We start from the raw sequence: 15,075 nt of genomic DNA on the forward strand, positions 1-15,075 counted from the left end.
AACCCCAGCCGAAGCGTTCGCAAAATTTGTTGGTGTTGGGGCCTAGGCCCCAACACCAACAAATTACAGAAAAACCTTATATAGCGGTTTCACAGGGGGTGTTGCATTTACTATTGCAATTTAAGATTAATTTCCTTATTATTCGTATACCCAATCTATTTCCATTTCATCCCATAAAGTATCAGCAGAGAGCGATTTGTCCAATTCATGCAACCCAAGTTCACTTTCCACATAAGGCTTCATTTCTTCATAAGAAAATTCAATGGATGGAAGTGCCCGGTGAAGATAAATAATTGCTATCCCTTGCCCGGCAGCAAAAGGTTCGCTGTAGGAATTTTCTTCCATTTCAGCGGCAACCCCCTCATACCCATCCGGCATAAATTGGCTTGTTGTATAAATAAAGCCGAGATAGCCGCCATCTGAATTTGTTTCCTCATCAATGGAGTATTCCTGTGCAAGTAAATCAAAGGATGCCCCTTGGTCAAGTTCCTCAATTACTTTGTCTGCTGTGTCAGTATCTTCCACAACAATATGGGAAAGCTGCAGAGAAGAGGTAAAATCATACTGATTCTGATAAACATTGTAATGCTGCTCTACATCTTCCTCAGATATATTTGCATCCTCTGTCAATAGGAACTCCAGCTGATAACGGTATATAATGTCCTCCCGCCAGCTTTCTTTTTCTCTTTCAAACGCTTCTTCAGACATAACTCCCTGCATCGCTGCAATCATGGAAATTTCCCGGTCAATAATTTTTTCATCTATTTCAATATCTTTCTCTTCTGCCAGCTTCCTGACAACTTCCCTGTCAATCATTGATCTTAATTCACTTTCCCCGTGTTTATCTCTTAATGTAGCCATCCATTCTTCATAAGGTATTTCATCCCCATTTACAGAGGCTATTACATCTTCTGTTTTTAATGTCTGGTTACCATCATCAGAATCAACTGTTTCCCTTTCGCCGCTGTTCCAGAAAAACAATGAAGCAATATTTGTTATTACCAGTACAATGATGATTCCCAGCAGCAGTTTTTTGGACATTGTTCATGTTCCCCCTGTAGATTGATGCCATTTTCAGTTTCTATTGTTGTTTCAGTAATTTGAGCTCACCTTCAGTCAAATGATATACCTCATTACAGAAGTGACAGGTTGCTTCTGCACCATGGTCATCATCAATCATCTGCTGGATCTCTTCATTTCCCAGTCCGACAATGGCTCGCTCGATGCGTTCTTTGGAACATTTACAGCGGAATTCAACAGGTAATGTTTCCAGAATCTTTACCTCCTGGTCTCCAAACAAAATATCCAGGATTTGCTGTGGCGTCTTTCCTTCCTGAATCAAAGTGGATATGGCAGGAAAAGACTGAATCCGCTCTTCCAGCTGTTTAATTATATCTTCCCCTGACCCAGGCATTACTTGTACAATAAAACCGCCTGCTGCAAGGATAGAGTGATCCGGGTTAACTAAAACACCTGCCGCTACTGCGGAAGGAATCTGTTCAGAGTTTGCAAAGTAATACGTAAAATCTTCGCTAATTTCCCCGGAAATAATCGGAACTTCTCCGGTGAAAAAATCCTTTAATCCGACATCCTTCGTAACACTTAAACTCCCTTCATCTCCTACCGCTCGCGTCACATCCAATTTCCCTTTATTGTTTAAATCAAAATCAACATGCGGATTTTTTACATAACCTCGGGCTTCCCCTTTTGCATTGCCATCAGCAATAATGGCACCAATCGGCCCGTTTCCTTCGACTTTTACAGTGATGGAATCGTCGCCTTTCAGCATGGCGCCCATCATTGTCGTTATCGTCATCGTTCTTCCGAGTGCAGCAGAAGCGGTTGCCCATGTATCGTGCCGGCGCTGTGCTTCTTTCACCATTTCGGTTGAAGAAATAGCATAAGACCGCACCTTTCCATTATAACTCGTAGCTTTAACCAGATAATCCTTCAATGAGATCGCTCCTTTATGTTGTATGTCTCAGCGGTATAAGCCGGTTTTTCAATTTGCTTTTTTATTTTTTTGGTATATCAGATGCAATCCTTTCAATGTTAAATCAGCGTCAACATGTTGTATTGTTGTTGACTCGTCTGCAATTAATGGTGCTAATCCACCGGTTGCAATAACCGTTGCTGTTTTATTGATCGATTGCTGAATTCGTGTTACAATTCCGTCCACCTGTGCTACATAACCATAAAAAACTCCTGATTGCATAGCACCTACAGTTGAGGAGCCAACGACATGATCAGGTGCCTGAATTTCAATTTTTGGCAGCTTGGATGCCTTGCTGTACAAAGCCTCCATGGATATAGAAACCCCCGGGGAAATAACGCCGCCAACATATTCTTTCTCTTCATTAATATAACAATAAGTTGTTGCCGTACCAAAATCAATAATGATAAGTGGTGCTGGATACTCATGAATTGCCCCGATGGCGTTTACAATGCGATCTGCCCCGATTTCCCTCGGGTTGGGGTACCTCATCTTTAACGCTGAATGAACGGATTCATGTCCAACGATCATCGGCTCAACATGAAAGTAATCCCTGCTCATCTTTTCCAAAGAAAACATAATAGGAGGAACAACAGAGGAAATAATGACACCAGTTATATCAGATAGAAAAATACCATTGTGTTCAAACAGCGATTTAATCAGTATCCCAAATTCATCTTCCGTTTTATGACGATCTGTTTTAATACGCCAGTCATATTTTAATTTTTCATTTTCAAACACACCCAGAACAGTATTAGTATTCCCCACATCCAAAACAAATAACATATGTTGTAACGCACCTTTCCTTGCCGGTATATCTCTTTATTGGCTGAGCTGTACTCAATATGATCACTGTCAATTTTTATAAATCAGCTTTTATTTTTTTAATATACCACACTTTCAAGGAGATGAGAAAGATTAGAAACATTGCATTACCGTATGTTTTCATGATACTTGCCGTATGACATGGTTTCACGCTGTTTTTACCTGAATTTACCTTTCCTTGATTAAGGAAAAATGGGATGAGGATTATAGGATAAACATTTTTCAATTCGAAAGATCGTATTAAAAGGTCAATCAATTTTTTTTGCTGGTTTTTTAAGATGTGAATGGATATAGGCATTAAATAAATCTTTTAACATAAAACTGTTGACCCTGACACCATGTTATACTTTAGAATATGATTCAATCCAATATTGGATGGAGGTTTTCTTAATGCGCATTAGTGAACTTTCCGCTAAAACAGGGGTAAGCATTCGTTCGCTTCGTTATTACGAGGAAAAAGGACTGGTTAATCCACAACGCCTTGAAAATGGCTATCGGCAGTATAGTTTCTCAGATATTGAGCGAGTGAATACCATTCAGTTGCTTCTTGACGTTGGATTTAATACAGATGAAATTAATCCATCCTGTTCGGAAATACCAACTGCTGAAGCCGTAAAATGTGCTCCCGAAGCCATCTTCTTATATGAAAATAAACTAAAGGACACACAACAACAAATTAAGCGACTAAAGGAAGTTGAGTCAGAATTGAAGCGTCTCCTTTCTTTTTGGAAGGGGGCAGCAAATAAGACGAAAGTGAAGTGATGGTTTCGTGAATTACCGTATTTTAATATTAGCTTTAGGGACCTTTGTTATCGGGACAGATGATTTTGTTATTGCAGGTATATTGCCCGCTATCGCCAACGATTTAAACGTTAGTGTAGCGGCTGCCGGACAATTGGTAACCGCTTTTTCCCTGGCTTATGCCCTCGGTGCGCCTGTGTTGGGTACGTTGACCAACAATCTGCCCAGAAAAAAGCTGCTCTTGGTTTCTATACTCATTTTCTCCATTGCCAATGCCTTATCTGTCATTGTTCCATCATACGGATGGTTGTTTGTGACACGCATTATCGCTGCCCTGGCTGCAGCTTTGTTTACTCCGGTGGCCATGGCTGTTGCATCGAACCTTGCCTCACCTTCAACACGAGGTAAAGCCTTATCGTTCATTACAGCCGGGCTAACTGTAGGAATTGTCCTGGGTGTGCCAATTGGTACATGGATTGGAACATTACTGGGGTGGCGTATGACATTTTTAATGGTTGCTACTGTGGGATTGATCACTTTTATTGGAGTAGCATGGATACTGCCGAAGATCGAAAATACACCTGACGTCCCCTTGAAAGAACGTTTATCAGCTTTAGATTCCCGTGTAATTTTAACTATGTGTATAAGTGTATTCGGCGGTGCCGGCGGCTTCATGGTATATACGTATATATCTCCTATATTACAGCATATTACTAATGTGGATGCTGCGATGATAGGCTGGTTCCTTGTGCTTCTCGGCATCGGAAGTATTATTGGCAACTTGATTGGCGGATACAGCACAGATAGATGGGGAGCAAACAAAACGTTAACCGGAGCTTTATCAACATTTGCAGTTCTATTGGTGGGTTTCTCTTTATTAATGTTACTTGAAGGCAGCTGGTTGACTACTATATTTGCAGCCATTGCTTGTATATTGTGGGGGTTTGCGGGCTGGGCATTTAATCCTGCCTTAAATACCTATTTGATCTCATTAAAACCATACCAAGCTTCTATGATTATGTCCTTTAGCACTTCAACGATGTACCTTGGTATTGCATTAGCTGGATTTGTCGGTGGGCTAGTTATTAATATTGGGTCAATTACTCATATAGGTTGGATAGGCGGTGTATTTGCAGGAGTGGCGCTTTTCATCTTCTTTGTTGTCCAACAGATATCTGTAAAACTGATTACTAAAGAAAAGGAGCAGCTGAGGGAATCCTGAAAAAACTATATTATGTTTTCAAAATCTGCAAATATTGGTTAGGTAACTGAGTATAAAAATATGGGTTTAAAACCGTAAAAACTATTTAATGTAATAGATAACCTCTTTATGTGTTTTTACTCTGAGATTAACTTCTGTTAAGCTGCAACAATTAAAGGTCGATACCTATAGTTTTGACTAATAGGTATCGACCTTTTTTTGCAGGTAAGAAAATATAAAAACTTTCTTACTGGGTAAGTGCAAGGACCTTTAAAGGAGGACACTTTTCGGTCATACCTTTAGGTGCACACCCTTGAGGTGCTAAGATTACTTTATTACATTTTAGAACTTGATAAAGCAGAAGATTCTGGGATGACCTCGGAAAACAACAATTAATCTTTTTTATTATCTTCTTCGTCTTCTGAAGGTTTGTTGTCTGTCATAATTGCATCTTCTTTCGATTTCTTTATGTCCTCGGAAATATCCTCGGAATCCGTTTCTTTTGTTCGTTTTTCTTCTTCTTTTTCTTTGGCTTCTTCGTATGATTCAGGATCTGCCTCATCCTTTGACTGGATATTTACTTTCACATCCTCACCATCGGTAGCATCCTCTTCGGGTTCTGGCAGTACGCCATCTTCATACAATCCTTTAAGCTGTTTTGCATCCAGTGTTTCCACTTCAAGCAATGTCTTAGCAATAAGCTCAAGTTTGTCTTTATTTTCCATGAGAATCGTTTTTGCCCGGTCGTAACAATAATTGATGAAGTTTTGCATTTCCTGATCGATATCATGAGCGATCGCATCACTATAATTCTGTTCATTACCGAGATCCCGGCCAAGGAACACGTCACCGCCACCGCCGCTTGTAAATTGAAGCGGACCGATCTTTTCACTCATACCATATTCGGTAATCATCTTACGTGCAATACTAGTTGCGCGCTGGAAGTCGTTATGCGCACCAGTGCTTACTTCGCCAAATATAATTTCTTCCGCAACACGACCCCCGAGCAGCCCGATAATCTTAGCAAATAACTCCGGCTTGGTCATAAAGTAGCGGTCTTCCCGTGGAAGCATTACAGCATAACCGCCAGCCTGACCCCTTGGTACAATGGTTACCTTATGTACCATATCAGCGTCATCCAAGACAAGCCCAATTACAGTATGCCCACTCTCATGATATGCCACAATGTTGCGTTCTTTTTCGGAAATAACCCTGCTTTTCTTAGAGGGACCTGCAATCACACGGTCAATGGCTTCGTCCACATCCGTCATCTTTATCGAAGTCCGATCCGACCTGGCAGCTACAAGTGCTGCTTCATTTAACAGGTTTTCCAAATCAGCACCGGAAAAGCCCGGTGTCCGCATTGCAATAACTTTTAATTCAACACTGTCATCAAGCGGCTTATTTCTCGCGTGAACCTTCAATACTTCCTGACGACCTTTCACGTCCGGTCGATCCACCATGATCTGACGGTCAAAACGTCCTGGACGTAGTAACGCAGGGTCAAGAATATCTGCACGGTTTGTCGCGGCAATAATGATAATTCCTTCATTCACACCGAAACCATCCATTTCAACGAGAAGCTGGTTCAATGTCTGTTCCCGTTCGTCGTGGCCGCCGCCTAATCCGGCACCACGCTGTCTGCCTACCGCATCAATCTCATCTATAAATATAATACAAGGCGCATTCTTTTTCGCATTTTCAAACAGGTCTCTCACCCGTGAAGCACCAACCCCAACGAACATTTCCACGAAATCAGAACCACTGATGGTGAAGAATGGTGTACCTGCTTCTCCTGCAACAGCACGGGCAAGTAATGTTTTACCTGTTCCTGGAGGACCTACTAAGAGTACCCCTTTAGGAATACGTGCTCCCACTTCGGAGAATTTACGCGGGTCTTTCAAAAAGTCAACAACTTCAACAAGCTCCTGCTTCTCTTCATCTGCACCCGCCACATCATTAAAACGCACTTTCTTCTTATCTTCACTGTACATTTTAGCTTTACTTTTACCAAAGTTCATGACACGGCCACCGCCGCCGCCACCTTGGGCCTGACTAAGTATGAACAGGAAGAAAAGAGCAATTATTAAAAACGGAATCATCGTAGTTAAGAAGGTAACCCATGCACTTGGCTGTTCCTCTTCCTCTACAAATAACACGCTTTGTTCATTTGCCTGTTCTGTAATTGCTGAAATAATATCTGTATTATCCGGAATCTGGGCCACAAATTGCTGACCGTCTGTCAAGGTACCAGTATAACGCATAATACTATTTGCCGGTTGCATCGTCATTTCCTCGATGTTGCCTGCATTTAATTCATTCATAAATTCTTGTACATTGAACTGTTCCTGTTGTTCATTCTGTCCACTAAATACTCCTATAACGCCAATGATGACTAAAAATATGAGTACCCAGAATAACACATTCCGAAATATCCGGCTCATTGCTTACCTCCTCCCAAGCTGGGGAAAAACTAAATAATATCGTATCACATGAAAAAGTTAGAATACAACTATTTACACCTTTAAAACAGGTCATATTTTCCAGTTGCTTCAATACATAATCCAATCGGGCATCCACTTAAAACAGCGTCACTTTTTGACCTGCACAAGTCCGCTGCGGGGCGACCATTAAAGAAGAAAATAAATTCTTCTTTAAACGAAGCACACGCCTTAAGGATGGTACGATGGCACGCCAAAATATAAAGGTTTCTATAAAAGTAAAGTAAGCTTTTATAAAAATATCTGTTGCAATAAGAATAAGCTTATCTAAAACTCTACTTTCATTATATCAGTCACTGTAAATTTCCGGCTTCAGCACCCCAATGAATGGAAGATTCCGGTATTTCTCCTGGTAATCCAAACCGTAGCCGACAACAAATTCATTTGGCACTTCAAATCCAATAACATCTGCCTTAATTGCAGCCGTTCTGCCTGATGGCTTATCCAGTAATGTAACAATCTTAATTGAATTCGCTTTTCGATATTTGAATAGATCAACGAGATAGCTTAACGTCAGCCCGCTGTCGATAATATCTTCAATGATCAGCAGATCACGACCCTCTACTTTTGTATCCAGGTCCTTTACTATTTTAACTTCCCCTGAAGAACGGGTACTATCCCCATAGCTTGAGACATCCATAAAATCCATTTCCAGCGGGATCTCCGTATAGCGCAGTATATCTGACATAAAGGGCATGGCACCTTTTAATACACCAATAGCCAGCGGGAACCTGCCATCATATTCTATCGTCAGCTGCTCTCCAAGCTCTTTGCATTTATTTGCAATTTCCGCTTCTGATATTAATATTTCCATAATATCATTTTGCATGTTAATCCTCCTGCCTCATCCTTTTTCATAATGTATTTTAATATAAGGAGCTTTATCTGTTCCGTTAACGGTTTGTCCTTTTTTTAAGCCCACAAGCCATATAACTTCCCCATTATTATCTGTTATAATCGGCCAGGCGTCCCGGTCTTTTAACGGAATTTTTGCATCGATAAATATATCCTTCAGCTTTTTACTCCCTTTGAGTCCCTTCCAGGTCATCTTATCTCCAGATTTGCGCGTACGGATATGTAATGGCATTTTAATCCCGGCAGCAGAACAATAGAAGATATTCTCCTTTATCTCCTCATACTCATCCACCATTTCAGTTTGAATGAAAGCCCCATCCGGCAAAGAAATAGTGCCTGGGATTTTCAATGTTTGCTGATAAGATGCATCTTGGGGAAAAGAATGCGAGAAGTACAATTGAAGCTCATCATAAGATTTTTCCAACTTTAATTTTGCGGGAAAATCAATCTTGATACTGCTTTTATCACTGTACAATAGCATGAAAAAATACTCCTCATGTGTGTAAGACAAATCCTTTGGCAATTGTACATACAGATAGTTTAATACTAGATGAAAGACTCTTCTTTGTAAAGCAATTGGATATGTTTTAAATGCATTTACAGAAAATGAAGCTATTCTCTTTTCCGGATGGTAGTTTACGATTTTTTCTGTTATTTTAGCCGCTTCATTTTGCAAGTAATCTTCATCTGCCTGAAGGGTACTGCTCAAATGCTGTACTGTAGTATGTATATTAGGATTTTTTTCTTTTATTAATGGAATGATATGTTTTCTAATATAATTTCTCGTATAAACTGTCTCTTCATTTGAAGGATCAAACCGCGGTGTAATATTCTTTTTTTTGCAGTACGCCAAAATTTCGTCTTTGGAAAACGCAAGTAGCGGGCGAATAATAAACCCTTCAGCAAATGCTCGTTTAACGGGGATTCCTTTTAATGCAGTGGAATCTGCCGCACGCATCATTTCCATCAGCATCGTTTCCACTTGGTCATCCGCATGGTGGCCAAGTGCTAAATAATCCGCGTTATATACTTTCATCTGTTCCTGAAAAAATTGATAGCGGAGTTCTCTGGCGGCGATTTGGGTGCCGAGCTTATTTTTCTCTTTATACGCCGGCACATTTAAGGATCTGCTAACACATGGGATATCCCAATCATTACATTTTTTCTCTACGAAGAGCACGTCTTCCTTTGATCCTTCCTGTCTCAGGCAATGATCTATGGTCAGAGCAATAATCCGAAGTTTCCACTCATCCCTGATGGACTTCAAAAAATGAAGCAAGACAAGCGAGTCGGGTCCACCGGAGACACCTACCAAAATGGTACTATTATTCTTAAGTAATTGATGTTTTTTTATAAATGCCATTAGCTTACTTTTCATCGTGCTGCCAGCCCCAATATTATTTTCTTCTACCATATTATCAGATGTGACGCTACAAAAGAAGGGAAAACAAGTAGTAACAGAGTGCAATTAGCGTAATACCGGAAGCTTCTAAAAAAAAGTGGAGCAGTGATTCTTTCCTGCGATTTTTTCTTCGTCCGGAATGCTTTTGGGCTTGATTAAAAATAATCATCAAATCTTTTTTCATTTCTGCACTTGCATCATATTTCCCGAGCAGGGCTTTTTTAAATGGCACGCTATACGGCCGCAAAGGCTTTACGTCATGCAGCTTCTTTAACAATGTTTTTTCCGGTTCTAATCCTTTGTCAAATCGTTTCGGATAATAGATATTCAAAAAAATCATCACAAAAGCAAACAAATCATAGCTTGGCTCTGCCTTTCTGGAACCCATTTTCCAGTAGCCGCGATCGTAAAATTCTGTGTATTCCTTTATCGCCCTCCCGATTTGGGTAGTGCCGCCCACATCTATCCAGCGCACCCTTGGCGGCGCATGCAGCACGAGCAGGTTTTCCGTTTTTAAATCCCCGAATACCCAGCCTGAGGCATGTAAACGCTCCAGGTCATCCAAGAGCTGCAGCATAAAAACACCTAACCATTGGCTGCCATTACGCTGGATATAGGATGACAATGACTCTCCCTGTAAATATTCCATGACGTAAAAGGTGTAAGTCGTGCCAAATGGGGAAACCCAGTCATCCACATCCAATAAAGAAGGTCCAAGACGATTACCCTGGACCTTGCCGATTGACTTTAATACATTTACCTCCACCGTCATGGAGGTACGATTATCACTGATCTTCAGTGCTTTTTCCTTACCGTTGACCTCACATAAATAAACACTGCCTATTGCCCCTTCTCCCAGCTTTTTCTTAATTAAATAGCTATTTTTATGCCATTTTCCTATTAAATTAATGCCTGGCTTGATTTCTGCATTATGCTTTTTCTTCCATGCCTCGTTCATGTTCATCCCTCAAGCTCCTCATTAAGCGCTTCTTGCCAAATTGATAGATAGCTTCACGGATCGCCGGACCTGTTGGCGTAATACCTCCGCTCGTAAGTCCCGGAAAGATCGTGGAAACTTCATCTAGCTTCGGGGACCAATCAAACACTTTTTCCATATCCTGCTGTTTCCCGGGAAAACGAAAGATGGAAAAACGGTTTCTGCCAATCCGTGCATTTAAACTGATCGATAAATCGATTAATGCCTCTTTCACGGTAGGAAGTTTATCTGTCATACTAGCACTCGTATCGATCAGTACAAGCACTTCCAAATCACAGGTTTCTCCCATATCTTCAACTACTTCCATAATTTCACCGCGTTTTTCCGGCTCGAGTTCTTCCAATGACTGCTCTGACCCTAAAATTTGTTTCAATTCTTTGTTTACAAACCCTTGCAGTGTCTGGGTCATGGCCTGCTTCGTAACCATCTGGACGGTTTGGGAAAGGGATTTTTTATATACGAGCTGGCTTACGCCCCCGCCGGATAATGCAATATCTTCCACTTCCTGCAGCCCCTCCGGCTGTCGTGATACGTCATCCTCTAGTATGCCAATTACATTGACCGTAATCCCTTGTTCATACGCCAATGCGGCTGTGGCAGAAGGATCTTCCCCTTTATTGGAGCATCCATCTGTAATCAGCAATATTTGCTTTAAAGTGCCTTTCTTCAACCCAATCTGCCTCCTTCTGGATTTTTACTAACAGCATCACCGAAAATAGATAGATGTATACATGAAGGCAGGCTGGGGACAACATAATTAGATTTGGTTGAGAGACGCTCTCTCTGATACACGCTCGGAATTCTTTTTGCTCTTCCATGTAGCTGAGGCGTTCTCTCTGATACACGCTCGGAATTCTTTTTGCTCTTCCATGTAGCTGAGGCGTTCTCTCTGATACACGCTCGGAACTCTTTTTGCTCTTCCATGTAGCTGAGACGCTCTCTCTGATACACGCTCAGAATTCTTTTTGCTCTTCCATGTAGCTGAGACGCTCTCTCTGGTACACGCTCGGAATTCTTTTTGCTCTTCCGTGTATCTGAGACGCTCTCTCTGATACACGCTCGGAACTCTTTTCCCTCTTCCGTGTAGCTGAGATGCCCTCTCTGATACACGCTCGGAACTCTTTTTGCTCTTCCGTGTAGCTGAGACGCTCTCTCTGATACACGCTCGGAACTCTTTTCCCTCTTCCGTGTAGCTGAGACGCTCTCTCTGATACACGCTCGGAACTCTTTTTGCTCTTCCATGTATCTGAGACGCTCTCTCTGATACACGCTCGGAATTCTTTTTGCTCTTCCATGTAGCTGAGACGCTCTCTCTGATACACGCTCGGAACTCTTTTTGCTCTTCCATGTAGCTGAGGCGCTCTCTCTGATACACACTCGGAATTCTTTTTGCTCTTCCGTGTAGCTGAGATGCCCTCTCTGATACACGCTCGGAACACTTTTTGCTCTTCCATGTAGCTGAGATGCTCTCTCTGATACACGCTCGGAACTCTTTTCCCTCTTCCGTGTATCTGAGACGCCCTCTCTGATACACGCTTAGGCCTTTTTTACTCATCCGTGTATCTGAGAAACTCCCTCTAATACATGCTCAGGTATCTTTTTGCTCTTCCATGTAGCTGAGATGCTCTCTCTGATACACGCTCGGAACTCTTTTCCCTCTTCCGTGTAGCTGAGACGCTCTCTCTGATACACGCTCGGAACTCTTTTTGCTCTTCCATGTAGCTGAGACGCTCTCTCTGATACACGCTCGGAACTCTTTTTACTCTTCCATGTAGCTGAGACGCTCTCTCTGATACACGCTCGGAACTCTTTTTGCTCTTCCATGTATCTGAGACGCTCTCTCTGATACACGCTCAGGCCAATTTTACTCATCCATGTAGCTGAGACACTCCCTCCTTGTCTAAGGTACATTCTCTAATACACACTTGACTATATAACTCGCTTCCAGGGACACTCCTGCCCCCTCCATTCTACTGCGCCTGCTCCTGATACATTGGAATAGGTGCCCACTCCGGTGTATTTTTCTTTATTTTTGTAACGACTACAGTCATATCGTCTTCAATTTCCCCTGAGCGTGTACGGATAACCTCTTCAAGCAGTAGGTCTGCTATTTCCTGCGGATCATTCGTTTCCATCTCCCGTATTTTCCTTTTGAGCCAAATATCGGTATTTTCCACATGCTTTGGCCCGTCAAAAATCCCATCACTCATCATAATTAACACATCTTCTGACATAAGCTGTTCACTGACAATGTCTACATCGAACTCCTGAATAATCCCCATCGGCAGATTGCTTGCTTCGATAGGAAGCAGCTGATTTCCCCTTTTAATAAAACTTGGTGTTGACCCAATCTTCAAAAACCGCACAAAAGCATTGTTTAAATCAACGACAGCGAGATCAAGTGTCGCAAACATTTCATCTGTCGTCCGCAATGCAAGAATAGAATTGATTGATTTGATCGCCACTTTTTCCGGAATCCCTGTCTGCAGGATCTGCTGCAATAGCCTTAGCGTTTCCACACTCTCCTCCTTCGCTCTTTTTCCATTGCCCATGCCGTCACTAATTGCCACGGCATACTTACCTGCACCAAGCTCAATGGTCGTATAGCTATCTCCGGAAATTAACCCGCCTCCTTTGGCAGCATTGGCCGCGCCACTTTCCACGACAAACTCTTTGGCCGAACCAAATGCCAAGTAACTGAAACCGTTCGGAAACGGTGATACCTCCTCCTGCTTGACGGCCACCATTTCCTGTAAAATATCCGACAGAACCGGAGCAATTAGCTTCGGCCCTTCTCCGTGATAAGCATAGACCGAAATCGTCATTTCAATATCCACATTGCCTTTTTCCAAACTGTAAATATCCAGCTTTTCCAAATCCAAGCCAAGATTTTTCAATGCATGCATAATTTCCATTTCCTGCTTTTCATGATGCTGCCTTTCCTTTAAAATCTCCCTCGCGAAATCGTCCATCACCTCCGAAATGCCGTTCAATTGCTCTGCTACAAGCCGTTTACTCTCCATCACCTGATTTTTCAGTTTGCGGTTTGCTTCAAATATCGTCATTTCCTCTTTCATTGCTTCCATTACTTTTTTTGGTTTTACACAATAATTTTCAAATTCCCTGGCTGTTTTTCGGTTTATTTTTTTTCCGTCATTCAAATCCGTTTTCATTTCCTCCATTAGCGTATATGTTTTATCAAACTCCTTTTGCCAGCATCGTTCCTTCATAAAGCAGCTCTGGCAACTTCGCTCTGTCACCTGGCTTAAAAAATAATCCGTCTCCCTTCTCGTCTCCTGCTCATCAACAGAAGAACCATCCTCTGAAGAGAAGCTTTTTGACAGTGCCAAAAAAACGTCGGAAAATTGCTCAACCCTTTTAGCGGTTACATTCCTCACCTTCTGCAAGTATTGATTTTGTTCATTTGTGTATTCTTCTGTTCCCGGTATATAACGGGACAGTTTTTTAAACCAGCCGGCCGGTGTCAGTATAAATAAAGCAATAGCAATCAGGGATTCCAGCATGGAAGGAAAAATCCCTTGCGCGTTTCCATATATACCGATTAAAAATGTGCCTGCCAATAAACCTATCGCAACCCCGGGCTTTTTCCCTTCTTTCAGTAGTCCTCCCAGCAATCCGGAAAATGCCAAAAGGCTCATTTGATACAGGTTGGCAACATTTGCCAATGAAAGTATTAATCCGGCAACAACCCCAACGGTTGAACCAATGGCTGCTCCCCCTACAAAAGAAAGTACTAATACAAAGTAACGTGAAAATACCTGTTCCACGGAAGCATCATAAATTTGCCAGCCGATCATTCCGGTTAAAATAGAGGCAATGAGAATGATCATACAGACAATTTCTTCATTTTTTAGTGAAGGTTTAAATCTTTTTGGTGCTATTAGCGGAACACTTTGCATAAAGATTAGTAAGAGCACTGTTCCGAGCACTCCTTCAACGAGGAGGAGCATCCATTCATAGGAGGATAACTGACCATAGATGGAAAACATAAATATACGTGGCACAACAGTTGATAGAAAGACAAATACAGGAATGAGAATCTCCTGATTTTTCATCTGTTTAAATATACCTGCCAAAAAGATAAATAAAAGCATCGCCATGAAAATAAAAATACTATGTGTTACGGAAAAGGTTAAAGCTCCCGCCAATACAGCGAGCGTCGACAGCGCTGCTTTTTCCCTATGTAAAAACCACATGGTAGCCAAAAAAGCAACGGCAAATGGGGAAACCTCCTCCAAAATGACCGCCCTGCCTAACAAAAAGCCTACAGCATAAAATAAGACCCCCTTCTCCAATAATACCGCTTTCATTTTAGCGGTTAATTTGGTATGAAGCCTTCCTATATAGCTTGTCCCACCCTTTCTGAGTGTCCCTGGTTCTACTCGTGTGATTGAATTCAACATATCTTTTTCCTCCTCCATGTGGGTAACATTAAATCATAGGTTGCCTTCTTTTTTTGTCAAAACAACAGAGCTAATCCAAAAAATCGTTCGACGGCTTTCTAAACGAACAGCACAATTCAACACGAACACATGCACT

The 15,075-nt window shown here is 41.7% G+C and carries 12 protein-coding genes; 2 read left to right on the forward strand and 10 right to left on the reverse strand.

What is annotated here, in order from left to right; translation table 11 throughout:
- Nucleotides 1-138: 138 nt before the first annotated feature.
- Genes ACDX78_RS21625 through ACDX78_RS21635 form a run of 3 tightly spaced genes read right to left on the reverse strand, consistent with a single transcriptional unit; the run spans nucleotide 139 to nucleotide 2,779 of the window.
- Nucleotides 139-1,041, reverse strand: a complete 903-nt coding sequence (locus tag ACDX78_RS21625; protein ID WP_486030699.1) for a peptidylprolyl isomerase — start codon at nucleotides 1,039-1,041, stop codon at nucleotides 139-141.
- Between the two features lie 40 nt (nucleotides 1,042-1,081).
- The gene (gene hslO / locus ACDX78_RS21630; RefSeq protein WP_486030701.1) at nucleotides 1,082-1,954 is read right to left on the reverse strand and encodes an Hsp33 family molecular chaperone HslO; all 873 of its coding nucleotides are present in this window, start codon (nucleotides 1,952-1,954) and stop codon (nucleotides 1,082-1,084) included.
- A gap of 48 nt (nucleotides 1,955-2,002) precedes the next feature.
- Complete coding sequence (locus ACDX78_RS21635) at nucleotides 2,003-2,779, reverse strand: type III pantothenate kinase (RefSeq protein ID WP_486030703.1); 777 nt, start codon at nucleotides 2,777-2,779, stop codon at nucleotides 2,003-2,005.
- A gap of 429 nt (nucleotides 2,780-3,208) precedes the next feature.
- Here ACDX78_RS21635 and ACDX78_RS21640 point away from each other — a divergent pair, with 429 nt between their 5' ends.
- A complete protein-coding gene (locus tag ACDX78_RS21640; protein WP_486030705.1) occupies nucleotides 3,209-3,580 on the forward strand; it encodes a MerR family transcriptional regulator in 372 nt (123 codons plus the stop codon).
- 7 nt (nucleotides 3,581-3,587) lie between these two features.
- On the forward strand, nucleotides 3,588-4,781 hold the full coding sequence (locus ACDX78_RS21645) for an MFS transporter (protein ID WP_486030707.1): 1,194 nt from the start codon (nucleotides 3,588-3,590) through the stop codon (nucleotides 4,779-4,781).
- A gap of 371 nt (nucleotides 4,782-5,152) precedes the next feature.
- On the opposite strand, the gene ftsH is transcribed toward ACDX78_RS21645, so the two are convergent.
- From ftsH to spoIIE, 7 genes are all read right to left on the reverse strand, one after another.
- Nucleotides 5,153-7,204, reverse strand: a complete 2,052-nt coding sequence (gene ftsH, locus ACDX78_RS21650; protein ID WP_486030709.1) for an ATP-dependent zinc metalloprotease FtsH — start codon at nucleotides 7,202-7,204, stop codon at nucleotides 5,153-5,155.
- Between the two features lie 346 nt (nucleotides 7,205-7,550).
- Nucleotides 7,551-8,090, reverse strand: coding sequence for a hypoxanthine phosphoribosyltransferase (hpt, locus tag ACDX78_RS21655; protein WP_486030711.1), 540 nt, complete (start codon nucleotides 8,088-8,090; stop codon nucleotides 7,551-7,553).
- A gap of 15 nt (nucleotides 8,091-8,105) precedes the next feature.
- Entirely contained in the window at nucleotides 8,106-9,494 is a 1,389-nt protein-coding gene (gene tilS / locus ACDX78_RS21660) for a tRNA lysidine(34) synthetase TilS (protein WP_486030713.1), read from the reverse strand.
- A gap of 52 nt (nucleotides 9,495-9,546) precedes the next feature.
- The gene (locus tag ACDX78_RS21665; RefSeq protein WP_486030715.1) at nucleotides 9,547-10,482 is read right to left on the reverse strand and encodes a protein kinase domain-containing protein; all 936 of its coding nucleotides are present in this window, start codon (nucleotides 10,480-10,482) and stop codon (nucleotides 9,547-9,549) included.
- Nucleotides 10,448-11,185, reverse strand: a complete 738-nt coding sequence (locus ACDX78_RS21670; protein WP_486030717.1) for a vWA domain-containing protein — start codon at nucleotides 11,183-11,185, stop codon at nucleotides 10,448-10,450. Before ACDX78_RS21670 ends, ACDX78_RS21665 begins: the two co-directional genes overlap by 35 nt.
- Before the next feature lie 87 nt (nucleotides 11,186-11,272).
- Nucleotides 11,273-11,863 carry a hypothetical protein gene (locus ACDX78_RS21675; protein ID WP_486030719.1) on the reverse strand — a complete coding sequence of 197 codons (591 nt, stop codon included), beginning with the start codon at nucleotides 11,861-11,863 and terminating at the stop codon, nucleotides 11,273-11,275.
- A 622-nt stretch (nucleotides 11,864-12,485) separates the two neighbouring features.
- Nucleotides 12,486-14,939, reverse strand: coding sequence for a stage II sporulation protein E (spoIIE, locus tag ACDX78_RS21680; protein WP_486030721.1), 2,454 nt, complete (start codon nucleotides 14,937-14,939; stop codon nucleotides 12,486-12,488).
- Nucleotides 14,940-15,075: the final 136 nt, after the last annotated feature.

Origin of the sequence: Virgibacillus oceani, from assembly GCF_041521345.1 — a bacterium.
GTDB classification, from domain to species: Bacteria; Bacillota; Bacilli; order Bacillales; family Amphibacillaceae; genus Virgibacillus_N; species Virgibacillus_N oceani_A.